The organism is Bacillus sp. z14 (2026) (assembly GCF_058313575.1).
Genome location: NZ_JBZFQK010000001.1, coordinates 918,060 through 942,655 on the forward strand (window position 1 = coordinate 918,060; position 24,596 = coordinate 942,655).

A 24,596-nucleotide genomic window follows, 5' to 3' on the forward strand; every position below is an offset into this window, starting at 1 on the left:
TAATTTGCCATCAAAGTTACGAATTACTTACATCCACTCATTTTCCCAGTGAATAAAAATATGCTTAAAAACGAAAAAAGTCTTCAAGAAGAAGACTTTTCATTAGAGTGAGTCCCTTCTTATCGGCCAGGAATGATTGTTCCTGCAGGAATTAGCACCTTTCCATATTGGCGGTTGCTGAGACTTCACAGGGCCTGTCCCTCCATCTCTCTTGATAAGATTTTTCAGAATATTTATTTAACTATAAATTTACAGTCCTACTGCTAAAAAAGCAAGTTATTTCTGCCTTTATTGTCCAACTTTTTAACAAAGGTATATAATAAATCTATACATAAAAAGGAGTGATTCGGAACCATGAAAGCCAATGGCCAGGAAATTTTCCAGTACATAAAAGACCTTGTATCCATTCCAAGTCCGAGCGGCTATACAACGGAAGTAATTGATCATGTAGCACAGTTTTTACAATCTCAAGGAATACCTGCAGTAAAAACAAATAAAGGTGCCCTATTGGCAACAATCAAGGGACAGGATGATTCAAAGCACCGTTTTCTAACAGCCCATGTAGATACATTAGGTGCTATGGTGAAAGAAATCAAACCAAGCGGGCGTTTAAAATTATCGATGATCGGCGGATTTCGTTGGAATTCTGTTGAAGGCGAATATTGTAAAATCCATACAGCTGAAGGTAAAACGTTTACAGGGACGATTCTTTTAAATCAAACTTCTGTCCATGTTTATCAGAAAATGGGAGATATTAAACGCGAGGATGCAACGATTGAAGTTCGAATTGATGCTGTGACAAAAAGCAAGACGGATACAGAAGGTCTAGGTATTTCTGTAGGTGATTTTGTTTCCTTCGAGCCCCGTGTTGAACTGACAGACAATGGATTTATTAAATCCCGTCATTTAGATGATAAAGCGAGTGTCGGCATACTGATGTATATCATTAAACAGTTAAAAGAAGAAGGCATCACTCTCCCCTATACGACCCACTTCTTAATTTCAAATAATGAAGAAATAGGCTATGGCGGAAACTCCAACATTCCTGCTGAAACTGTTGAATACCTGGCTGTAGATATGGGAGCAATTGGAGAAGGACAATCTACGGATGAATACAGTGTTTCCATTTGTGCAAAAGATTCTAGCGGACCCTATCATTATGGCCTGCGTCAGCATTTAGTCGAATTGGCAAAGCAACACAAGATTGATTACCGTGTAGATATATATCCTTTTTACGGATCTGATGCTTCTGCTGCCATCCGTGCCGGCTATGATATCATACACGGATTAATTGGACCCGGCATTGATGCTTCACATGCTTTTGAAAGAACCCATATCAGCTCTATTGAACATACTGCCCAGTTAATCTGGAATTACTTACAATCAGAATTAGCCTAATTTCATACTAAACGTTAACCCATCACCATTTAAGTGATGGGTTTTTATTATAATAACCGTTTGATTTTTCCATAAGCAGCCTTGGCTTCAGCATATCCTTGATTGTACAGCTTTTTCAGCTTTTTAGGGTTACGCTCAACACGGCTGACATCTGATTTCACTAATGGACGAATAATGACGACAAGTCCCTTTTCTTCTTGTTCCTCCAAATAGCGGATCGTGTCATTGTAAACGATATGCCGTTTGCGAAGAGCCTTTAGCAGCCCTTGATAGTTCTTATATTTTCTTTTTCCAAGCCAATCAAGCGACGATGCTTTCATATAGCCTTTATTCCCAGTAAGCACAACGATATTTTTCGTATTCCCGTCTGCTTGAGATTTTTGTATCGGTATTGGATCGGCAACACCGCCATCCAGCAGCATTCTTCCATCATAAGAGATTTCCGGAGCAAAAAAAGGAATCGAACTGGATGCGCGCAGAATCGTTGTAATATCTTTTATTAGGTGCTCTTTTCTATAGTATACAGGTTCGCCTGTTACGCAATCTGTAACACCCACGACAAACTGTTCCTTTGCTTCACAAAAAGCCTTTATATCAAATGGGACCAGTTCATTTGGAATTTTATCAAAAATAAAGTCCATTCCAAATAATTCACGTTTCTTCAGAAAACGTTTATAGGATAGGTATTCCGGGTGTGAGACATAATCGATATTCGCCGCATAATTACGGTCTATTTGCCGTGCAATATAAGAAGAGCCATTACATGCACCAGCTGAAACACCAATTGTATATGGCACATATATATCCTGTTCCATCAAATACCTCAGAACTCCAGCTGTATATAGCCCTCTCATTCCGCCACCCTCTAGAACCAGGCCTGTATTATGCATAACAAGTAAACTCCTTCCCCAGAGAATCCTTATTATTTTGCCATGACCCTTCTTAAATAATTACACGTTTTAAAACTATTTCAGGGAATTTTTTACTATCCTATTGACAGTTTTAGTGTATTAACTGTATAGTACACATATCAAGTGTATGAACTACATAGTACACACACTAATAATTGGTTAAAAAGCCATAGGAGATGAATTAATGAACATCATCTTTAATAACCGGGATCCTGTATATTTACAAGTTGTCCGTTACTTCAAAGAACAAATAGCGACCGGTCGGCTTGCAAGCGGAGAGGAGATTCCTTCTCGACGTGAGCTTGCCAATCTTCTAAAAATAAACCCCAATACTGCTCAAAAAGCGTATAAGGAAATGGAGGAACAGGGATTGATTCACACAGAAAGAAATTTCCCAAGCCGGGTCACAACCGACAAGGTCATATTGTCAAGCGTTCGTCAGGAACTCATTGTTGAAGCCGTTGATACCTTTGTTCAGGCAATTAAACCGATTCAATTACCAGTAGATGAACTGTTGAGTATTGTCAAAGAAAAATATAATGCGGAACAAGAGTAAGGAGGGGATTTCATGTTAGAAGTAAAAAATGTAACGAAAAAATTTGGAAGAAAAAACGTATTGGATGATGTATCATTCACAGCCAACAAAGGGGAAATCACGTGTTTAATCGGTATAAACGGTGTAGGTAAAACAACGATTATGAAATCCATCATGGGCCTTACTCCTATTGATGGTGGAGAAATTCTTATAAACGGAACTAAAAGAACGAAGGATACGTATGAGAAAATCACATTTATTCCAGATACGTTCACGATGCTTTCGAACTTCACCATTATGCAGGCAATGGATTTTATGAATGATTTTTATGAGAGTTGGAACCAAGATCGCGCCGATGAATTATTGAGCTTTTTCAAATTGGATGAAAACATACGGATTTCAACATTATCTAAAGGAAATACCGCGAAAGTGAATTTGTTATTGGGATTGGCTCTGGATGTTGATTATGTTCTTATGGATGAACCATTCTCCGGTATCGATATTTTCAGCCGTGAACAAATAGCAGATGTCTTTACAAGCCACCTGATTGAAGACCGCGGTGTTATCATCACAACCCATGAAATCAACGATATTGAGCACCTCATTGATAAAGTTGTTTTGTTAAATGACGGAGTCGTTTATAAAGAATTTAATGCAGAAGAAGTTCGAAATAACGAAGGTAAGTCTGTCGTAGATGTAATGAGAGAGGTGTATAGAGGATGAATCGCTTTTTTAAGCTTGTGAATGTGGAGTTAAATCGATTTACAAAAATTTTATTTGGATTGATTATTGCTGTTTTTATTATACAAGTTGCCGGGTTAATCATTGAAGCTAACATCTACATGAGTGACGCTAATAAATCATTAACGAATGGTGTCCCTATAGAAGTCTTTATTGAAGAATTTGGTTATTATGGCATGGACAATTATGTGAATTCTATTTGGTTTAATGGTCCGATTGCCTTATGTGCAGGTGCCATCTTCTTATATATCTTTCTAATTTGGTACCGTGACTGGTCAGGTAAAGGATCCTTTATCTATCGTTTATTAATGATTCCTACATCAAGAATGAATATTTATTTTTCGAAATTAACAGCTATAATGCTACTTGTACTCTCACTAGTATCTATCCAATTGATACTCCTTCTAATTGAATCAAAAATTTTGAAATGGTTTATATCAGCGGATTATTTACATGAGGTATCGATTGGCAGCTTAATCAAGGGATCTCAATTTATTACGGTTATTCTCCCATCTACCTTCACAGAATTCGTTTTATATTATGGTGCAGGATTTATTGCTTTGAGCATCCTATTCACGGCCATATTGCTTGAGCGCAGCTTTAAATGGAAAGGAATCATTCTTGCCATCCTATACTGTGTAGGTGTTATAGCTGTATTATCAGCACCTATTATATTAATCGAATTATTAGAAATAGGTAATTACATTTATACATCTGAGCAAATCATCATTGTAAGCGTTACAGCCAGTATTTTAGGCATTATCTCCATTTTATTAAGCCGCTATTTATTAAATAAGAAAATAACTGTGTAAGGAGAGGAAACATATGAAAAAATATCGAAATTCTATTCTGATCCTGCTTGTTGCTGTGCTATCCATTTCAGTATTTTATATAAATCAGGCCTTTTCTTCCTCCACCCTCCCTGATTTTTACGTCAAACAAATAAATGGAGATGCTAAAATCTTAGACACCTTATCATTGGAAGCAGATTATCAAGTAGGTGGATTCACAGAAACGTTTAATGTAACGAAAGAGGGGGCCACTTATCGATCTGAATTACCTTTTTTTGAGCAGGTGGACTACGGGGAAAAATATTTAGAAACAGCGGAATTGAAAGATTTAGCAAATCAGTATTCTTCCTTTATGAGAGGAAAAATTTATAGTAACCAGTTGTACAATGACACAAATCAAGTCATTTTTGTCGACTCCAAGTATGATTTTTCTACCAGACATGGAATGCATAATTTCAGTTTAAAAATTGATCAGCTCAATAAGAAAACAGAGGATACAACCTCTTTTGAAGTAAACCTGCCCAATCAGGAATATTCATCTTTTATTGAAATCCTTGATGTCCAAATCTCCACGAATGAATTATTTGTCATGACACGCAGTAATTCGAAAGATGGGACAGAAATACTTCAGGAATATACGATTAACCTTAAAAAGGAAAAACTAATTGACGATAATTCGATTTTGACAACTGAACAATCAACGGATCAGCAAGATATTTATATAACCAGTTTAACAGATACTAACCCGACGCAAGCTCGTACTCATTTTACATTTCAGATAGATAAGACTATCCATACAGATGAAAACAGTCAAACTGTTAGCCGTGACTTATATGTGTACAACTATAAAACAAAGAAATTAGATAGGTTGACCCTTCCGAGTGATTTAACGAAACAGCTATTACAAGAAGATGGTTCTAGTTTTAATATAGCTTATGATCAAACTTCATTATATGTTTCCGCTATTAAAGATGAGAACGGAAAGAAAATAGTCGCTATGGTTACGTATGATTTTGAGAAACAAAAAATCACAAAGGATCATAAAATCCAAGTGAACTCAGAAATGTTTGATCACAATATAAATGTATATCACAACAAAATGATTCTCACTTATAGAGGAGAAAAAAACAAACCTTATATAAGCATCTTTAATTTCGAAGACGGAAAATCCATTTTCGAAGGAACGATTGAGACAAAAAGCAACGATCAAAAGATAGACTATATGGATCTATATTTATATCAGATTATTGGTCTATAATGTAAAAATTGTTTTGTTAACTTCAAAAAGGGAATACAATAACCAAATGATGATTTGGAGGAATTTCCCATGTACTATGTTTATTTTGAAACGGAGCCAAGGCTTTTGCATGAAGGTACTAAATACAACGTGGAGGTTCCGACCAGAGAGTTGCAGGATCAAATAGCCAATGAACTTGAGAAATATGGAGAGGTTTTCAATGTACAAAAACTCGATGCTCCTGTGGATCAATTCCCGGTGCTGACAAAAGAAACCTATAAACGCAATATTTAAAAACGGAAAGGTGAATGGCTCGAGAGCCATTCACCTTTTCCACACCATGTGGAGATGCAATTTTATCAATCTGTTTTACGTGCGTGTTCAAATGGGAGAATGACATATTCACATGTACCGACTATATCATCTTCATCTATGTAGCCCAATCCATTACGGCTATCCCTGCTGTTCAACCGATTATCTCCCATCACAAAATAATGATCATTAGGAACTTTCAATGGATCAAAGTCACCTGTTTTATTCATTTTCAGTAAATCAACTTCTCCTTGTTCATCAGGCAGATATGGCTCATCTTTTTGCTTGCCGTTTATATAAAGCGAGTCATTCTTATATTCAACCTTTTCTCCAGGTAACCCTATAATCCGCTTTATATAGTATTTATCTTTTCCATCATCTCGAATGACTACTATATCCTGACGATCAACTGAACCGCTATACGCCGCTAACTTATTGACCAAGACTTTTTCATTATTATAAAGTGTTGGTTCCATTGAGGCTCCTTCAACTATAAAAAAGGAAATGATAAATGTTTTTACAAGATAAGCTAAGACGATTGCAAATGCGATAGAGATAATCCAACTTCCTACTTCAGTTTTAAATAACTTCCTCAATCGCAGTCTCCTTCTTTCAAGCATGATTCCTCTAGTTGTTTCTACATATGATTCTTATATTTTATACCCATATAATATGCTAAGATACCTACAAACGATATTACATTTTCATTACGATTAATTTACATCTAGTAAGGGAATACAATAACATCCATTTTTCATTCACGTGAGGAGTGAAACTCCAGTATGTTGTACTTATCGAAAAATCATGATCCAAATAAAAATGAAATTCTCTTATCTAGATGGCTTCCCTCAAACCAAACTCCAGCAAGTCTGGTAAAAGAGACGTTTTCATTGCTTAATGAAAAATTAAATAAGTTTTCCCCTCTTTCCATGCCTAATCGGAAGCCACTAAGGGATTTAAAATATGCATTTCCCCGTCTCTTATTGACAACAAGCAGACAGCCTGAGCTAAAAAATCCAGCTGATTTCACAATCTTGAACGGTTACCCTTTTCCAGCATGGAAAAAGAAATTAGATGAAGAGTATCAGCATTTAAATCAAAAGATCCAGGAACAGATCAATGTAACCGACTATGGTGCTGTTGGTGATGGGATAACAGACAATACTAAAGCGTTTGAGGCTGCTCTTGGTAAAGGTAAGCGAATGGTTTATATTCCGGAAGGTGTTTTTATTGTTAAGGGACTAAAGCTCCCCTCCTACACATGTCTGATAGGAGAAGGTAAAGATAAAACGGTTCTTAAATTAGCCAATGAAACACCAAAGAAAGCTATTCTTATTACAAACTCTAGTCCAATCCGTGGTAATCATCATATTCTCGTACAGGGGATGACACTTGACTGGAATGTAGAAAGGCTTCCACAGAGCGATCGAACTAGTTCCGGTAATAACCGTTCGAGCTGTTTAACATATGCTCATGTTACTTATGGATGGGTGAAGGATGTTGTAGCCCGTAATGCAGGTTTACACTGTTTTGATGTTTCAGCTGCCTACTATACATATTTGGGCGATGGCACACGTTCGAGATGGCCGAGCCAATATATATGGTTAGATCATCTTTCTGGCTATGGATTTGGAGATGATGGAATAACAACACATCATAGCAGCCATATTCTGATTACAAACAGCCATATGTGTGATCCAAGCGGCAGAGCTCACATGAAGGGATTCTCCAATTCAAATGGGTTTGAGGTAGATGACGGATCTGACGATGTTTGGCTGATTAATAATTCTTCAACCAGGTGCTTTGGAGGGGTTGAAATAAAGGCGCATGGTACTGCATCAGCTGCTTCCAATGTTCATATTATCGGACATATATCTATCCATGATAATCGTTCCTATAACTTCCGGCACATAGGCCACCATCTCGAATCAGAGCCACAGTCTAAATCTGCCTTTAATATAACAGCGACGAATATCGTTGCAATTGCACCCATTTTCACAGATCTTTATGAAGGCTCGACTCCAAGGTGTCTAGTCGTATCAGCCTATCAAAATGTGGTTATTAACCATTTCACTCTGCTCGGAGATTCGAATTATGATTATCAAAGGAATCCAATGGTTTCCATTCAATATAAATCTCGTCATATCACACTGGCAAATATAACAATAGAAAATTTCCAAACTGCGGGTACGGATATAAAAATAGTTGGCGGCAGGCAGCATACCGATGACATTCGTTTAAGTACTATTTCCATAAAAAACTCAGCTCCAACTGCCATCGATATTGGTAAAGGTGTAGCAAAAGCAACTATATCAAATGTACAGGCTGAATCAAAGATTGGAGATATCGCAATTAAAAATGCCAACCATAAAGTCAAGCTGAATAATATTCATACGGTTGGATATAAGACACCCATTTTAAAAATGGATTAAAACTTAATTACCTATTCTATTTCTCCACCTCTTCGCATATACATTTATGGTCTTTCCTGTAAAATGTGAAGAGGTGACTATTTCGTGAGTCGGATTGCAGAAGTCCTCAAACAGTTCCTTTCATCAATCAAAGACCTAATAAACGATATACTGACTTTTATTTATTATAGCGGGCTGCTCTTCATCATCGGCTGGACACTATATCAATTGTTATGGGGTGATGTGAAACCGCTTCCTATTTCAACTGCTGTTCCTCCTACATGGTGGACGGAATATGTAATTAAACCACTGATTTCCTCCACCTTTCTGCTTACCATATTGAAGGGAATCTTCTTATTATCAGTCTGGATCATTTTATTTTTAATTATTCCTAGTACAACGAGGCAGCTCAAACGTTTCAAGCTATTTCAAATGGAATTTGAGGTGGAGGATAAAGAAACGGCTGCAGTTGCCTTTATAGAATTGCAAAGCTCAAAAGCAACCCTTCTGTCAGCCATGTATTCAGATGCAAGCATCGGAAAGTTGTTCACATTCCTTGATGAAGAAACGATGGAGGTGAATTATTTTTCCGCACTTGATTACTTTTTGGAGGACTTTAAAATCAGTTATAAACAACGGTATAATATTGCCTTTGAATGCGAAACCAAGGATTTACATCAGCTTATCGGAGTCGAACGGGAATATGCCATACTTTCAAAAGAAACCGGCGATCCAGAAGTGTTAAACTGGGAGGCTCCCCTTGTGAAAATAAAGAAAAACAGACTTGTTTTCCATTTCAACTATCGCGGAACTGATAAGGTGACCATATTGTCCAGCTACTCTTCTCAATTTGATGTTATTGATAAACAAAATATCTTATTTTTACATTATGCCCTAATGTATCAAGCTGAAAATATTGAGTATGCACTTATGGTTGAAAAAGAAGAATGGCCCTTTGCCAAAACCCCTAATTAAAGGGGTTTTATTTGTTTACAAAAAAAATGCCCTTATTCATATAGTAATAAGGTCAAAGTTTAATACAGATGCTCATATAAAATGTCTATTATTTTGGAACTGTTGTGAATACTTCTTTAGCATATCCTGAACCACTTTGTTATTGGATGCCAGTTCTGTTGGATCTTTTGCACTTAGCTTCCCCACTTGCTTTTGGCTAAAGGGCTTAGCAAATTTCTCGCCTTTTTTATAACGCTCATATAAATTTTGGATATTGTCCATAATGGTTCCCCTCCCATTAAGTCCTCACTTATTTATATTCAGTTCTTTAGAAAAATCGCCATCTATTTGTCTAGTTAACTAGTATTTTTTTTTACGGGTTGATTTTCTGTCATAAACGTAATCCTATAAGTTTAATTTACTGTTTTAAATTCGTATAAATTGTGATAGGATAAAAAACTGTTTAGTGAACACGAAAAAATGTTATTTGGTGTTTTATTATGAGATATAGTACGATGATATTGGCTTTTACAGCAAACGGGTTATATTATGAATCAATACACTAACTTTACAAAGAAGAAATGGAGATTAAATAAATATGCAGCAGAGCAAATCTTCAATCCACTCATTCCGGCAAATATTCTTCCTATACATAGGTTTTATCATTTTATTTGCCTTTTTGTTATGGATACCCCAGTCCAATTCCATCGGGTTTTCTATAATGGATTCTCTATTTCTGTCCACAAGCGCCTTAAGCGTAACAGGACTTACTACAATAGACGTAGGAACAGAATTAACCAGGGTGGGACAATCCATCTTAATGGTGGAAATGCAGCTTGGCGGAATCGGGATTGTTGTATTAATCAGTTACCTGTTTGTCGTGATGGACAAGAAGATTACGGTATCAAGTATGCTTCTTTTATCCAAGGACCAAAACCAGTCAAAACTAAGTTCCATTACATCTCTTGGAATTTCGGTTTTAGTCATTGCCTTATTAGTAGAAACGATTTGTTTCTTTATATTATTAGGGGAGATACGACCCCGATATGATGATTTTTGGGATGCGGCATTCGTGTCTGCCTTTCATGCAGTAGCAAGCTTCACTAATTCCGGATTTGATTTATTCGGTGATAGCCTGATTTCATTTAAACATAATCATCTTTTCCTAATAACAACGGCTATAACAATCTTCTTAGGAAGTCTTGGCTATCCGACATTGGTAGAGTACTTCTTATCTTTTAGAAGGAAGAAAAGTTTGTTTACAAAGATTAATATAAGACTTCATTTTCTCCTACTATTTATCGGTATGGCTATATTTTTCTTTTTGGAAACAAATAATACGTTTAGCGGACTTTCCATTTGGGAAAAACTATCGAATTCATTGTTTTTTTCGGCGACAGCAAGAAATGGTGGGCTTTCAACGATTGATGTCTCACAAGTAACAATCACTACCTTTTTATGTTTGACCCTATTTATGTTTATAGGGGGAGCTTCCTCCAGTACAGGAGGCGGTATACGATTGACCACCTTTGCAGTACTATTATCAAAGGTATTATCTGTAGCGAAATCACAAAAAGAGGTTGTTATCTATAAAAAAACCATTGCTCAGGAAGCAGTTGATAAATCCTTTATGGTTTTCTTTACTTTTATGGCATTGTTTTTTGGTTCTACGATTTTATTAACCATGTTACAAACGCAGCCATTGGAGCCATTGATGTTTGAGGTGTTATCTGCCCTGACAAATACAGGCTTATCATTTGGAATTACATCTGAATTAACACCTGTTTCAAAATCCATTTTAATCATGCTGATGATTATCGGCCGAATAGGTGTATTCAGTTTCATTTATACTATTTTTAAAGTAGAAAAAGTTAAAACAAGATATTTAAAAGAAGACTTAGCAGTAGGCTAAAAAGGGGACATTTTTCATGAAATCATATCTAGTCATTGGAGCAGGAAGATTTGGTACTGGCATCGTAAAAGAATTATACAAACAACATTGTGAAGTAATCGTTACAGATCGCAGTGAAAAAAATCTCGAGTCCTTAGATGAATATTCGACTCATGCGATTGTCGGTGACTTTCGTGATCCGCTTGTACTCGATGAACTGAAAATCGATCAATTCAATGCGGTCTTTGTTGCAATTGGCTCTGATGCCTTTTCGGCCATTTTAATTACAAAAAAACTGAAAGAAAGAAAAGCAAAAAAAATAATCGCCAAGGCTAACAATCGAGAAATCGGGGAAATTTTAAAAAGCCTTGGTGCCGATCGTATTATCCTTCCAGAGGAAGAAGCTGGTCGGAAAGTGGCACGTCAGGAATTATTAACAGGTGTCATTGAATATATTGAAATCACGAAGGATATTTCTGCAATTGAAATGCAAGTACCTGAAACGATGCATGGAAAGTCATTGAACGAATTGAATTTTTCAAGAAAATTCGATATTACGGTGTCCTTAGTCCTTCGTAATGGACAGCCAATATTATCGCATTTTGCGGATCTCAAATTACAAGAAGGAGACGACTTTTTACTGATTGGTTCAAATACCAGTATCGAGAAGTTCAAAAAGAAATATAAATAAAGGCGGGTTGCTATGTTAATTGGGCACGTGAAAGCAATTATGCGCCACCCTGTTAAATCCTTTACAGGTGAACATGTTCAGGAATCTAATGTAATGCCCTATGGTCTTTATGGGGATCGCAGTCATGCTTATATAGACAATAGCCGTACAAATAAATTTCTGACCATCACTCAGGCTCCAATCATGGCAAGTTACCAAGCATCCTTTATGGGTCCTGACAGCTTGGATACCTATCCACCCATCGAAGTAGTCACGCCATCAGGAAAAAGAGTAACGTGGAATCACCCTGGATTGATTAAGGACCTAGAAACGGCAGCAAACAGGAGTATTACTCCTGTACAATTCACCCCGAATGATGTGCCACTAGGCGCAATTGAGGTGGAACATTTATTGCTCGTAACAGATGCTTCTCTTCTAGAATTAAAAAAGCAGTATGGAAGTCTGATAGACTATAAACGGTTTCGCCCTAACTTGGTCCTCGATCTAACTGAAAAGCAACCATATATAGAAGATACCTGGTTCGGAAGACGTCTTTTGATTGGTGAATCGGTTGAAATACAAGTTAACCGACATTGTGAAAGATGCATGATTATTACCATTAATCCCGAAAACAGCGAAAAGGATCCTTCTCTATTAAAATTTATTAATAGAACTCGTCAGAATTGTTTCGGTGTATATGCCTCCGTTCTTAAAACCGGAAAAATCCGGATAGGTGATGAGGTACAATTAGTTTAAGATTTCTTATTTTATGCTAGTTGTTAGTTCAAGACTCATAGTAATAAGCAAAACAAGGGAACCCATTTGGTTCCCTATTTTACTAATTTTAATGATTTCTTATTGGTAGATTCGTGTTTAGAATATCCGCAATTAATCACCAGTATCAGGAATAAAAATTCCTTAACTTTCAGGACAATTGCACTGTTTTGTCTTTGCCATGAACTACTTATTAAATACACTTTTCTCCCTGTATCCCTTTCTCCCCCACTATGATCCATGTTGAATTTTAATAGAAAACCCATATAGAAATGCTAGATAGTAATAAAAAAAGAATCCAAATGGATTCCTTTTTTTCAAACCTATTCATTTTTTAATCTGATTAGTAAGCAGACCATCCTGCATCCGCTGCCAATACTACACCATTAATATAGGAAGATTCATTGCTTGCCAAGAAAAGGGCAATGTCTGCAATTTCTTGTGGCTTAGCAGCACGAGGCATTAAACTAACACCACGCGTTGCATATTGTAATCCTTCCATATCCATACCATCCACTGAACTGGTTAACCCAGTCTCAACTTGGGCCGGTGCGATTCCATTGCAACGAATCCCTTGCGGGCCATAATGAGATGCAATATTTTTAGTCATGCCTGTAACTGCATGTTTAGCCGCAGTATACGTAAATCCGCCACGTCCACCAGTTAAACCGGTAATGGAGGAAAGGTTCACGATTACGCCGCTGCCCTGAGCCTGGAAGTATGGCAATACTTTACGTGTACCGCGCATTACACCGCCAACATTAATATCCATTACGCGGCTCCAAACTGCATCTTCTACATTATGAGCAGCCTGCATTTTGTCTAATACACCTGCACAGTTAACTAAAATATCTACGCGACCAAATGTGGCCACAGTTTCTTCCACCATTTTTTGAACATCTTCTTCAACTGCCACATTGACTTTTACACCCATTATCTCAACATCTTGCGCTTTAAATTCATTGACAGTAGCTTGCAATGCTTCTTCATTGAGATCGGCAATTACCAGCTTTGCCCCTTCTTCCGCATAGCGTGTCGCAATTGATTTACCAATACCATTCGCTCCACCTGTAATAATGGCTACTTGGTCTTGCAATCTTCCCATTGTTCATCCTCCTAATCATCGTTAAATTAATTGGCAGATTCATGTATGGATCATAAATCAGGGCGATGAATTCTATAACTTGTAAGATTCCAGATTTATTAACAGTTAGAAACACAGTATTTGATATTCCTATATATTAAACCCGAAAAGTAATTTTTAAGAGATTCATCGTTCTAAAGAACAAATCAATAAGCTTACTAAAACCCTTACATTTCCTCTGCCCTATCAACTTTTTATAGCATCATGTATATCTCTACTACATTTAAACTATACATGAAACTTTTTTTAATTTCAAAAGATTCTTGATATATTATAATAATTTATACTGAATAATATTCTTTGAGTCACAAAATCCAAAATATAGCCATCTCTACATAAAAGGAAGTGGATTTTATTTCATTTTATTCTCTCTTTTTAGATGAAAATACCCAGCTGAAATTATCTAAAAAACAAGCCTCTATTTATAGATAATTATCATTCTAATAAAATAATATATTTTTCTAAAATAATGAAAGCGGATTATTCTAAGCGACAATAGGGTATTAGATAGTTGTAATATTTTTAGTATAATCATAGGAAAGATGAGGTGTCAGGTGTCATGTATAAAGAGTTAGCGGATATTTTTTCTCTCCTTGTGGATGATATGCCAATAACGCGATGAGTACAGAAGTCTCACCGGACAAACTGGCGGACTGTGTTCTTACAATCTTAGAATACGAAGGATATACATTCCCTGCATTAGAAAAAATCTTGAGATGACACTGCATATTTCCTCTTAGGATGAATATAATTTTGAACTAGGTCATCCGGTTTATGTAGCATTCTAAGGTGTACATATGTAGTTATAGAGTTTCTGAATATTAGTGTGTGGAAAATTAATTAAAAAATTGAGCCACTTAAATTTTCATGTAAAGGAGACTGCCTTATGGGTTTCTGGTCAACTGTTTTCGCAATCATAGTCGCATTGGTTCTCTTCTCAATATGCGGTTAAATAAGAGACAAAAAAAGGATCTGTTATTTTTCATTGTGCCGCTGATCCTTTTTCAAGTAAATGAATTAATTAAAGCGGACGTACAAATTCCTGTCCTCGGATATCTGCTGCGATGTCATTTCAATGACTACCTAGGAGGCATCTCCTTTGCAGCATACCTGAACTTTATTCTATCTCTAAGTAACTGGACTTCGTTTCAGCTAACAAAGATCCATCACTTCCTGGTTGCCGGTTTATTTTGTGGAATCTGTTGGGAGGTCATAACTCCTCTATTTATAAAAACGAGTACCGGTGATGCATGGGATATTATTGCGTATATCTTGGGGATGCTGACATACTGGTATTACGGCAGAAAATTGGCATCTTAAACAAATAAATAAGTACGCTGATAAATGTAAAAGAGACGACCAAGTCGTAATGACCCCTAAAAGTTAGAGTAAAAAACTAACTTTTGGGGTCGATACAAATGATCGTCTCTTTGTAGTTTCTTTTATTTTTTATGAATATCAAATTATAGCCTCATGATTAGGCACGTCTCGCAAACGATACTAAAAAAATGATGGCTTTCCAAAAAAAGACCATATTACAAGTAGTATGCAATATGGTCCGATTAACTTTAATCAAAATTTATACCTAATTTCCGGTTCTATTCAGCATAGTCTTCTGCTCAATTAATTGTTTAAACTCTTCATCCAATGCACTGTACTTAGAATCGCCGGGTGTTAATAAACTCAATTGACTTAAGACTGCAGCTAGTTTTGTCTCTACGACCATAAGTTCTTCTTCGATATTCTTATTCATTGCTTTTATTTGTCTGACTGGCTTTCGATTGTTGCTTTCAACGCGGTTAATAATCTTTTCATCAATAACCAACAGCTTGTTACACAAACGTTCAATTAAATATTGATCATGCGATATAATTAACAAGGTCCCGGCAAAGGTAGAGAGAGTCTCCTCCAATTGTTCTCTGCTCGGCAAATCAAGATGATTAGTCGGTTCATCCAGTATCAACAAATCATAGCCTTCCATCAGCATTTGAACTAGCTTGATTTTTGTACGCTGCCCCATCGATAAAGAGGAAATCGGTTCGTCTACTTGTCTTGCTGTAATTCCGAGATTAGCCAAATACGTTTTCGCCCTAAATATCGAATACCTGTCATAAAGTTCAAGAGCTTCAATTGGTTTCTTATGAACCGGCAGATCACCAACATCCTGACTTAAATAGCCGATTTTCAGAGTCGGACTTTTCCATAATTCTCCCCCGCTGATTGGCTCTTGATCTAGAATCATCCGAATTAGCGTTGTTTTCCCCGCGCCATTAGGACCAACGACGCCAATTGACTCCCCGTGTTTTATATAAAAATAACTGCTCTGGAAAACTGTATGATCTCTATATTGCTTTTTTAAATCCTTTGCCTCCACTATCCGTTTACCGCGCTTGTCCGCCGCCTGAAAATCAAATTCAATCTTTACTTCATCAGCAGGCTTTTCTATTCTTTTTTTTGTAAGTTCCGCTTCCAGCCTTTTTCGCTTGGATTTAACCTGTATATCCTTCTTCTTGGCCTTAACTCGGTAATATTCTTTTTTGCCCATTAATTTTCTTTCAGAGGCAGTGCCATGCTTCGTTGAATCACGGTGTGCCTTTTCTGACCAATTCTTCAATTGATTCATTTGCGCTTCTACCCGTTTGATTTCTTTCTGTTGTTGATCATATTGATGTTTATGAATTCTTCTGTTTTCTTCTTTTTGTTTCTTATAAGCACTGTAATTGCCAGTGTACTCATGCGCAATACCATCCTCAATTTCATATATACGTTTAACAGCCAGGTCCAGGAAGTATCGATCATGTGAGATGATAATGGCCGCACCTTGATAGGATGCAAGCTCCTCTACCAGCCAAAGAATCCCATCAAAGTCTAAATGATTTGTTGGTTCATCCAGAATTAATAAATCAGGTTTGGTTGACCAAATATGTGCGAGTGCAAGCTTTAAACGTTCTCCCCCGCTTAAATGGTCCAATCGTTCTTGATTCCACAACTGTGACCCTTCTAATCCAAGCTGACTCGTCAGCTCAAACATTCCAGCCTCAGCCCCGGTCTCCAACATGGATTGAAAGATACTGGCTGTATAGTCAATTGACTGCCGCAGATATCCTATACTGACATGATCTTTCCCAAAACTAATATTCCCTTTATCCGCTTGAATTGCTCCTGTCATAATATTGGCTAACGTTGTTTTACCTGCCCCGTTATAGCCAATCAGCCCAATTCTATCCCCAGATTCTATAATCATATTTATATTCTTTAAAATCGTTCTTTCACCATAGCTTTTTTGTATTTCCTTCAGACTTAGCATATTCATTCTCACCTCTTAAAATTAACAACTAAAAACCCCAACAGAAGCCTATTGGGGTGTGAACATCGTTGATCAACAGAGGTATACAAATATGAATACAGCCATGGCAGCTGAATCCTTTATTTATACTCTATTCAATGAAAGAACGTGTTATGGGCACACTAATCCAATTTTCAGGCTTCTGTTTTTATAAAAAAACATCGCAGAAAACAAGATTAGATTCTCATCGTCCCAATATCAGTCCTTTACCATTTATTATTTATTATTTACAGTATATGCCAGCTCTTGAACGATGTCAAACTGTTCTAAAACTATTATGACTTTTCAGTCACTGAGGGTTTGCTAAAATCTATTTCCTAGAATGGATTTCATTCCCATAATTATACATAAAAAAGCAGCTTAAAGAACAAGGATCTTTAAGCTGCTTTATTGATATTATTTAGATTCCATCCATTCAGTATGGAAAATGCCTTCTTTATCTACACGCTCGTATGTGTGAGCTCCAAAGTAGTCACGTTGTGCCTGTAATAGATTTGCAGGCAATGTTTCTGCACGGTAGCTGTCATAGTAGGACAATGCTGCTGTAAAGCATGGTACCGGAATACCAGCCTGAACAGCTGCAACAATTACTTCACGCAATGCTTCCTGATAGCTTAATGCAATTTCTTTGAAATAATCGTCCAAAAGAAGATTCTTAAGGTTAGGATTGCGATCATAAGCATCTTTAATCTTTTGAAGGAATTGTGCACGAATGATGCATCCGCCACGGAAGATCATCGCAATATCACCATACTGAAGATCCCAATTGTATTCGTCTGATGCAGCTTTCATTTGTGCAAAGCCTTGAGCATATGAACAAATTTTGCTCAAATATAAAGCTTTTCGAATTGATTCGATAAACGCTGCTTTATCTCCGGCAAATGGTTTAACCTCAGGACCTGTTAAAACTTTAGAGGCTTCCACACGTTCTTCTTTCAACGCGGATAAGAAACGCGCAAAAACAGACTCAGTAATGATTGGCAGTGGAACACCAAGATCCAGTGCACTTTGACTTGTCCACTTTCCAGTTCCTTTTTGTCCTGCTTTATCAAGGATTACATCTACCATCGGCTTACCGGTCTCGTCATCTTTTTTCGTAAAGATGTCAGCTGTGATTTCGATTAGATAGCTATCAAGTTCACCTTTATTCCATTCGGAGAATACACCATGAAGTTCATCAGCATTAAGCCCTAGAATATGGCGTAATAAAGCATAGGATTCGGAAATCAATTGCATATCTCCGTATTCAATTCCATTGTGAACCATTTTCACATAATGACCAGCCCCATCCGGCCCAATATATGTACAACATGCATCATCGCCAACTTTAGCGGAAATAGCTTTTAAAATTGGAGCTACAAGCTCGTATGCTTCCTTTTGTCCTCCAGGCATAATAGAAGGGCCTTTCAGTGCTCCCTCTTCACCGCCAGATACACCAGTCCCAATAAAATGGAAGCCTTGCTTGCTTAATTCTTCATTACGGCGCTGCGTATCTTTAAAGAACGTGTTACCGCCATCAATCAGGATATCCCCTTTGTCAAGGTAAGGAGTTAATTGGGCAATAGTTGCATCTGTTGCTGCACCCGCTTTAACCATGATTAAGATTTTACGCGGCGTTTCCAATGAGTTTACAAATTCTTCGATTGAATAGGTAGGATGAACATTTCTGCCTTCTGCCTCTTTCATCATAGCATCTGTTTTTTCGGATGAACGATTATATACTGAAACGGAATATCCACGGCTTTCAATATTAAATGCTAAATTCTTACCCATAACGGCAAGACCGATTACACCGATTTGTTGTTTTTCCATCTGTAAACATTCCTTTCATTGATTTATTCGCTATATTAAATCGTATTAACTTTAGCAATTTTACACTATTTTCGCAAGTGCTACGAATTAGTTTCCCTTGTCATTCCTAGGTTTGGGCTGTTTTAAGAAGTCCTTGCTAAAACTGGTATTAGCATCCACTTTGTTGTTATCTATTTCTATCCCTTTACGGATAATTTTATCCCCAAACTTTTTGGTTAGCTTTTCCACAGCAGTATCCAATTTCACTTCTTTTTCATCCTGATCAAAAGAAAAAATGTCCAATTGCTTAATTGCTTCCTGCTGCTCAACTACTTCATTTGCTGTTACCCCCAATAGCCTGACTGGATTTCCATTCCAATGCTTTGAAAAAAGATCTCGTGCATGGCTATATAGATCTTCAGCTTTATAAATAGGATTTTGAAGGGTTTTACCTCGAGTTACTGTTTTTCGATCCTTATAACGAATCGTTATTTGAACTTTTATGGTCAGCAGTTCCTTCTTCTTTAACCGAGCAGATACTTTTTCACTCAAGCGATGAAGGACTTCAAACAATTCATGCTGGTTTGTTACATCTCTTGGTAATGTAGTTGAATTCCCGACACTTTTAAAATCATATATCGACTCCGGATCTACCACACGTCTGTCAATGCCATTGGCTCTTTCTCTTAATCGCACCCCATTAATTCCAAGCAGCTTTTTAAGCGAAACCTCATGTGCATTGGCCAAATCACCAATAGTTTCAATTTTTATTGATGATAGTTTTTCAGCTGTTTTCTGGCCCACTCCATGCATCTCTCCAACCGGCAGGTGCCAAAGTTTAGCCTGAACTTCACGCTTTCTAAGAATCGTAATTCCCATTGGTTTTTTCATATCTGAAGCCGTTTTCGCTAAAAACTTATTTGGAGCTATACCTATACTGCAAGGCAAATCCATCGTTTCCATAATCCTTTTTTGAATCGTCTGGGCTATTTCAACTGGTGATCTATCTCCGCAATAATCGGTAATATCCAAATACCCCTCATCTATCGAAACTGGTTCTACAAGCGGTGTATACATCCGCAACAAATCAAAAATACCTTGCGAGGCAGCACGGTACCGGTCAAAATTAGGTTCCATCAGGATAAGGCCGGGACAAAGCTTCTGCGCCTGCCAAATAGGCATGGTGGTTTTCACCCCGTGTTTACGCGCTGCATAGCTGCATGTCACGATAATCCCTCTTCTTTCTTTTGCATTCCCGGCAATCGCCAATGGCTTGCCTTTCAATTCAGGATTATGTGCCATTTCAACTGAGGCGTAGAAGCTATTCATATCCACATGTAAAATGACTCTTCCGCCTTTTTTTACTTGACGTTGTTCCATCTCTTTAAACCCTCTTATTCCCTTATATTCACTGTTTATCCGGCACTAAACAATTTTATGTAAAATGGCCACCGGAATAATCCAGTGGCACCTTGAACAAACACTATTATTTAGATGGACTTGCTATTTCTTCAATAATCGCAAGTACCATTTCACCAAGCTTATTAAGCTCAGCAATTGGCATTTTTTCACTTGTAGTATGGATATCCTCATATCCTACCGCAAGATTAACTGTAGGAATGCCGTGTCCAGCAATGACATTCGCATCACTGCCTCCACCGCTGTGCTGAAGTTTTGGTTCACGGCCGATTTTAACGGCTGCTTTTTTAGCAACTTCCACCACATGATCACCATGATCATATTTAAAACCAGGATACATAACCGTTACCTCTACTTCAGCAGTACCGCCCATTTCTGCAGCTGTTGATTCAAAGGCATCTTTCATTTTCGCAACCTGAGCTTCCATTTTCTCAGGGATTAGGGAGCGCGCCTCCGCTAGAATTTCTACGTGATCACAAACGATGTTTGTTTGAGTACCGCCCTCAAAGCGGCCAATATTAGCAGTAGTTTCTTCGTCAATTCGTCCAAGCGGCATTTTGGCGATGGCTTTAGCCGCAATCGTAATCGCAGAAACACCTTTTTCCGGCGCAACGCCTGCATGCGCTGTTTTACCTTTAATAACAGCCTGAACTTTAGCTTGTGTCGGTGCTGCAACAATTATGTTGCCAACAGCTTCATCACTATCCAACGCAAAACCATATGTAGCTTTAATAAGAGAACGATCTAATACCTTCGCACCGACTAAGCCGGATTCTTCACCAACTGTAATGATGAACTGGATTGTGCCGTGCTCAATATTGTTTTCTTTTAATACACGGATAACTTCCAGCATAACGGAAAGACCAGTTTTATCATCTGCCCCAAGAATAGTTGTACCATCAGTTACTACATAACCATCTTTAATGGAAGGTTTGACACCGTTACCAGGAACAACCGTATCCATATGGGATGTAAAATAAATCGTATCAACACCTTCTTTAGTGCCAGGCAGCGTACAAATTAAGTTGCCTGCTCCAAAGCCAGTAAGTTCTTTTGCATTGTCCTCGTAAACGTCTAGTCCAAGAAGACTGAATTTATCTTTTAAGATTTTTGCTATTTGTCCTTCATTTTTTGTTTCAGAATCAATTTGTACTAATTCTAAGAATTCTTGTAATAATCTCTCTTCATTAATCAATTGTCTTCCTCCTATCAGGAATAAGTTACTTTATAAGTATACCGATGTTTTTCTCATAAGAAAAGAGCAGGCGCTTGACATATGGCAGACAGTTTTTCCCTTTGCAAATAATAATTTTGGGCATTCCCTTTTTCAGGGAATGAGGTGTACGGTTAGTATCATTTAGAAATTACAAGTCTTTTAGTCAGCTGTTTAATAATCAGATAAAATTAATCTTTATTAAAAAAAATAGTTTACAAGAAAAGAGCCCTTAATAGGACTCTTCAATTTAATTAAAGCGGAATATTTCCATGTTTTTTTGACGGCCTTGATTCTTTTTTTGTTCGAAGCATCTCTAAAGCCTGTGCCAATTTAATTCGGGTTTCTCTTGGATCGATAACATCATCGACCATCCCTTGACTTGCCGCTACATATGGATTAGCAAATTTTACACGGTATTCTTCAATTTTTTGTTGGCGTACGGCTTCAGGATCAGGGCTATTGTTAATTTCTTTAGCAAAAATGATATTGGCTGCACCTTGTGGCCCCATCACAGCGATTTCAGCATTCGGCCAAGCATAGACAAGATCAGCCCCAATCGATTTACTGTTTAAGGCTACATATGCTCCCCCATATGCTTTTCTTAAAATCACCGTTAATTTTGGAACGGTTGCTTCCGAATAAGCATACAAAATTTTCGCACCATGCCGAATAATTCCTCCATGCTCCTGTTTAATTCCCGGAAAGAATCCCGTTACATCCTCAAATGTAATAATCGGGATATTAAATGAATCACAGAAACGGATAAATCTTGCCGCCTTATCAGAAGAATTGATATCGAGTCCTCCCGCCATATATTTCGGTTGATTACATACCAAACCGACTGTCTCACCTTTAATTTTCGCTAAACCAATCACTAGGTTTCGAGCAAAACTCTCTTGGATTTCAAAGAAGGAATCCTGATCGACTACTGCTTTTACAACCTTCCTAACATCATAAGGACGGATACCGTCATAAGGTACCAATTCAGCAATATCAGGGCAATAATCATTTTGCTCAGTCCATTCACTTACTGGTGGTTTTTCTTCATTATTTAAAGGCAGATAGGAAAGCAATTTCCTTACCAAACGTAATGTTTCTTCCTCAGTTTTTCCTTCAAAATGTGCATTTCCACTAATAGAATTATGCACTTTCGCTCCGCCTAAATCTTCTGAACTAATTTTTTCCCCAGTCACGGTTTCTATCACTTTTGGACCGGTGATGAACATTTGGCTTGTTTGATCCACCATAAAAACGAAATCCGTAATGGCTGGAGAATATACGGCACCACCTGCACATGGACCCATGATAACTGATATTTGCGGTACAACGCCCGAGTAGATAACATTGCGGTAAAAAACCTGGCCATATCCATCCAGCGAGGTGACACCCTCCTGAATTCTCGCTCCGCCGGAATCATTTAATCCTATTATTGGAGCTCCGTTTTTAGCAGCCAAATCCATAATGGATGATATTTTCTTGGCATGCATCTCACCCAATGCTCCGCCAAATACGGTAAAATCCTGAGAAAAAATATAAACTGGCCTTCCATCAATTTTGCCATAGCCGGTTACAACCCCATCGCCAGGCCCTTTTATTTGATCCAAACCAAAGTCTCTGTTGCGATGTTCAACAAAAGCATTCAGTTCAACAAAGCTATTATCATCCATCAAAATATCGATTCTCTCTCTAGCTGTCAATTTTCCTTTTTCGTGTTGTTTTTCAATCTTATCCCATCCGCCACCAAGCTCGATATCATTTTTTCTATCATACAGTTCGGTTATTCTTTCATACATATCCACTATTTTATTCCTCCCGTTCCGGTTTCTCTAGAACCTCTACTAAAACTCCCTGTACCGACTTAGGATGTATAAAAGCTACTTGTGTATGATGTGCTCCGGGTCTGGGTTCTTCATCAATCAATTGAATGCCATTATCCTTTATTTCTTTAATTCTTTCTTTAATATCACTCACTTCAAGCGCAATATGGTGTATGCCTTCCCCTCTTTTTGCAATAAATTTTGCAACAGCACTTGATTCATTCAAGGGCTCCAATAACTCTATTCGTGTATTACCAGTGGATAAAAAAGCTACCCTAACTCCCTGGCTCTCGACTATTTCTTCCCCTTCATTTACCATACCAAAAATCCCCTCATATAAAGGAAGCGCTTTCGAAATGGAACGAACAGCAATGCCGATATGATCAATTCCCTTTTGCATACAAATCCCCCTTTATTTTCCTATCTTAAATAATAGAGCATTCTTAAAATTCTATAAAGATATTTTGCTCAAATAGTGAATGAATTTTTTTTAGACTTGAGGAGTTTTGCTAAACATAGTAGTATCAAATAGAAGAATGTAAAAGGAGTGTAGCTCTATGTCTAAAAAGCGTACACAGAAGATAATCGTTTATATTATGATTTTTACGATGGTCGCGGTGACCTTATTATCCGGTTTGTCAGCTTTCCTATAAAAAATAAACCTCATCTTTTTCTCTTCACGGAGAGTCAGATGAGGTTTTTTCGTTTATGGCATGAAATAGTCTCGCATAAAAAGAAGCAGGCTCTGAATTATCATAGATGTACACCTTTGTACCAAGCGGAACTAATTCAAACAGTACCTGGACTTCTTGATTTTTCATCCGGATACATCCAGCAGACACCTTTTTTCCAATCGAATCCTCCTGATTCGTTCCATGAATCCCGTAATTTCTACCATTCGTTTTACGTGCATCAAACCCCATCCATCTAGAGCCGAGTGGGTTTCTTTCATCATTACCGGGAATCGACTTTCTGGAGTATTCAGGATCCTCGAATTTTGTAATAATCGTAAACAGACCCTCTGGTGTATCTTCATCATTCTTTCCAGTAGCAATCGAAAATTGATATCTTTCCTGATTATCAACATAAAATACTAGCTGATTGGTTTGTTTATTAATCACGATAAACGGATCCCCGGGAATTGGGTTGGGTCCTAAAGGCCATATTGGAGACATTACTTGCAGTAATAACCAGAGTGACATCCATTTCATAAAAAACACCCATCCTTTTTGTTTAGG

Annotated in this window: 23 protein-coding genes and 1 riboswitch; of the genes, 12 read left to right on the plus strand and 11 right to left on the minus strand. The window is 37.4% G+C overall.

The window, feature by feature from the left end; translation table 11 throughout:
* Window positions 1–116 precede the first annotated feature (116 nt).
* Window positions 117–221, minus strand: a riboswitch (SAM riboswitch).
* A gap of 133 nt (window positions 222–354) precedes the next feature.
* On the plus strand, window positions 355–1,398 hold the full coding sequence (locus tag AC4G3O_RS04320; protein ID WP_066104788.1) for a M42 family metallopeptidase: 1,044 nt from the start codon (window positions 355–357) through the stop codon (window positions 1,396–1,398).
* A 47-nt stretch (window positions 1,399–1,445) separates the two neighbouring features.
* Here the strand turns inward: AC4G3O_RS04320 and AC4G3O_RS04325 are convergent, their stop codons facing one another.
* The gene (locus AC4G3O_RS04325; protein WP_066104791.1) at window positions 1,446–2,288 is read right to left on the minus strand and encodes a patatin-like phospholipase family protein; all 843 of its coding nucleotides are present in this window, start codon (window positions 2,286–2,288) and stop codon (window positions 1,446–1,448) included.
* Window positions 2,289–2,493: 205 nt separating this feature from the next.
* Here AC4G3O_RS04325 and AC4G3O_RS04330 point away from each other — a divergent pair, with 205 nt between their 5' ends.
* The 5 genes from AC4G3O_RS04330 to AC4G3O_RS04350 all read left to right on the plus strand — a co-directional run bounded on the left by AC4G3O_RS04330 (window position 2,494) and on the right by AC4G3O_RS04350 (window position 5,907).
* Window positions 2,494–2,865 (plus strand): GntR family transcriptional regulator, encoded by a 372-nt coding sequence (locus AC4G3O_RS04330; RefSeq protein ID WP_066104793.1) that lies wholly within the window; start codon window positions 2,494–2,496, stop codon window positions 2,863–2,865.
* Between the two features lie 12 nt (window positions 2,866–2,877).
* Window positions 2,878–3,567 carry an ABC transporter ATP-binding protein gene (locus tag AC4G3O_RS04335; protein WP_066104796.1) on the plus strand — a complete coding sequence of 230 codons (690 nt, stop codon included), beginning with the start codon at window positions 2,878–2,880 and terminating at the stop codon, window positions 3,565–3,567.
* Window positions 3,564–4,397 carry a hypothetical protein gene (locus tag AC4G3O_RS04340; protein ID WP_491089789.1) on the plus strand — a complete coding sequence of 278 codons (834 nt, stop codon included), beginning with the start codon at window positions 3,564–3,566 and terminating at the stop codon, window positions 4,395–4,397. The genes AC4G3O_RS04335 and AC4G3O_RS04340 overlap by 4 nt, the downstream gene beginning before the upstream one ends.
* Before the next feature lie 13 nt (window positions 4,398–4,410).
* A complete protein-coding gene (locus AC4G3O_RS04345; protein WP_139892450.1) occupies window positions 4,411–5,634 on the plus strand; it encodes a hypothetical protein in 1,224 nt (407 codons plus the stop codon).
* A 69-nt stretch (window positions 5,635–5,703) separates the two neighbouring features.
* Complete coding sequence (locus AC4G3O_RS04350; RefSeq protein ID WP_140462048.1) at window positions 5,704–5,907, plus strand: hypothetical protein; 204 nt, start codon at window positions 5,704–5,706, stop codon at window positions 5,905–5,907.
* A 65-nt stretch (window positions 5,908–5,972) separates the two neighbouring features.
* Here AC4G3O_RS04350 and lepB read toward each other — a convergent pair whose 3' ends face one another.
* Window positions 5,973–6,545, minus strand: coding sequence for a signal peptidase I (gene lepB / locus AC4G3O_RS04355; RefSeq protein WP_066104808.1), 573 nt, complete (start codon window positions 6,543–6,545; stop codon window positions 5,973–5,975).
* A 162-nt stretch (window positions 6,546–6,707) separates the two neighbouring features.
* Between lepB and AC4G3O_RS04360 the strand changes: the two genes are divergently transcribed.
* Window positions 6,708–8,357, plus strand: a complete 1,650-nt coding sequence (locus AC4G3O_RS04360) for a glycosyl hydrolase family 28-related protein (RefSeq protein ID WP_491089791.1) — start codon at window positions 6,708–6,710, stop codon at window positions 8,355–8,357.
* 84 nt (window positions 8,358–8,441) lie between these two features.
* On the plus strand, window positions 8,442–9,311 hold the full coding sequence (locus tag AC4G3O_RS04365) for a hypothetical protein (RefSeq protein WP_066104814.1): 870 nt from the start codon (window positions 8,442–8,444) through the stop codon (window positions 9,309–9,311).
* A 72-nt stretch (window positions 9,312–9,383) separates the two neighbouring features.
* On the opposite strand, the gene AC4G3O_RS04370 is transcribed toward AC4G3O_RS04365, so the two are convergent.
* Entirely contained in the window at window positions 9,384–9,572 is a 189-nt protein-coding gene (locus AC4G3O_RS04370) for a hypothetical protein (RefSeq protein WP_066104817.1), read from the minus strand.
* A 316-nt stretch (window positions 9,573–9,888) separates the two neighbouring features.
* On the opposite strand from AC4G3O_RS04370, the gene AC4G3O_RS04375 reads away from it, so the two are divergent.
* Genes AC4G3O_RS04375 through AC4G3O_RS04385 form a run of 3 tightly spaced genes read left to right on the plus strand, consistent with a single transcriptional unit; the run spans window position 9,889 to window position 12,607 of the window.
* Complete coding sequence (locus AC4G3O_RS04375; RefSeq protein WP_066104823.1) at window positions 9,889–11,202, plus strand: TrkH family potassium uptake protein; 1,314 nt, start codon at window positions 9,889–9,891, stop codon at window positions 11,200–11,202.
* 16 nt (window positions 11,203–11,218) lie between these two features.
* A complete protein-coding gene (locus tag AC4G3O_RS04380; protein ID WP_066104829.1) occupies window positions 11,219–11,872 on the plus strand; it encodes a potassium channel family protein in 654 nt (217 codons plus the stop codon).
* Window positions 11,873–11,884: 12 nt separating this feature from the next.
* Window positions 11,885–12,607: an MOSC domain-containing protein gene (locus AC4G3O_RS04385; RefSeq protein ID WP_066104834.1), complete on the plus strand. Its 723-nt coding sequence runs from the start codon at window positions 11,885–11,887 to the stop codon at window positions 12,605–12,607.
* Between the two features lie 361 nt (window positions 12,608–12,968).
* On the opposite strand, the gene AC4G3O_RS04390 is transcribed toward AC4G3O_RS04385, so the two are convergent.
* From AC4G3O_RS04390 to mce, 7 genes are all read right to left on the minus strand, one after another.
* Window positions 12,969–13,730, minus strand: coding sequence for a glucose 1-dehydrogenase (locus AC4G3O_RS04390; RefSeq protein WP_491089794.1), 762 nt, complete (start codon window positions 13,728–13,730; stop codon window positions 12,969–12,971).
* A 1,624-nt stretch (window positions 13,731–15,354) separates the two neighbouring features.
* On the minus strand, window positions 15,355–17,082 hold the full coding sequence (gene abc-f, locus AC4G3O_RS04395; protein ID WP_491135884.1) for a ribosomal protection-like ABC-F family protein: 1,728 nt from the start codon (window positions 17,080–17,082) through the stop codon (window positions 15,355–15,357).
* 429 nt (window positions 17,083–17,511) lie between these two features.
* Window positions 17,512–18,927, minus strand: coding sequence for an NADP-dependent phosphogluconate dehydrogenase (gnd, locus tag AC4G3O_RS04400; RefSeq protein ID WP_066104849.1), 1,416 nt, complete (start codon window positions 18,925–18,927; stop codon window positions 17,512–17,514).
* A gap of 87 nt (window positions 18,928–19,014) precedes the next feature.
* Window positions 19,015–20,286, minus strand: coding sequence for a DNA polymerase IV (locus AC4G3O_RS04405; protein ID WP_066104852.1), 1,272 nt, complete (start codon window positions 20,284–20,286; stop codon window positions 19,015–19,017).
* Window positions 20,287–20,392: 106 nt separating this feature from the next.
* Window positions 20,393–21,520 (minus strand): M20/M25/M40 family metallo-hydrolase, encoded by a 1,128-nt coding sequence (locus AC4G3O_RS04410; protein ID WP_066104855.1) that lies wholly within the window; start codon window positions 21,518–21,520, stop codon window positions 20,393–20,395.
* Window positions 21,521–21,792: 272 nt separating this feature from the next.
* Window positions 21,793–23,334 carry an acyl-CoA carboxylase subunit beta gene (locus AC4G3O_RS04415; protein ID WP_373925498.1) on the minus strand — a complete coding sequence of 514 codons (1,542 nt, stop codon included), beginning with the start codon at window positions 23,332–23,334 and terminating at the stop codon, window positions 21,793–21,795.
* Between the two features lie 10 nt (window positions 23,335–23,344).
* The gene (mce, locus tag AC4G3O_RS04420) at window positions 23,345–23,758 is read right to left on the minus strand and encodes a methylmalonyl-CoA epimerase (protein WP_066104864.1); all 414 of its coding nucleotides are present in this window, start codon (window positions 23,756–23,758) and stop codon (window positions 23,345–23,347) included.
* A 157-nt stretch (window positions 23,759–23,915) separates the two neighbouring features.
* Here mce and prli42 point away from each other — a divergent pair, with 157 nt between their 5' ends.
* A complete protein-coding gene (gene prli42 / locus AC4G3O_RS04425) occupies window positions 23,916–24,011 on the plus strand; it encodes a stressosome-associated protein Prli42 (RefSeq protein WP_139063836.1) in 96 nt (31 codons plus the stop codon).
* A gap of 24 nt (window positions 24,012–24,035) precedes the next feature.
* On the opposite strand, the gene AC4G3O_RS04430 is transcribed toward prli42, so the two are convergent.
* A complete protein-coding gene (locus AC4G3O_RS04430) occupies window positions 24,036–24,569 on the minus strand; it encodes a L,D-transpeptidase (RefSeq protein WP_066105640.1) in 534 nt (177 codons plus the stop codon).
* Window positions 24,570–24,596 lie beyond the last annotated feature (27 nt).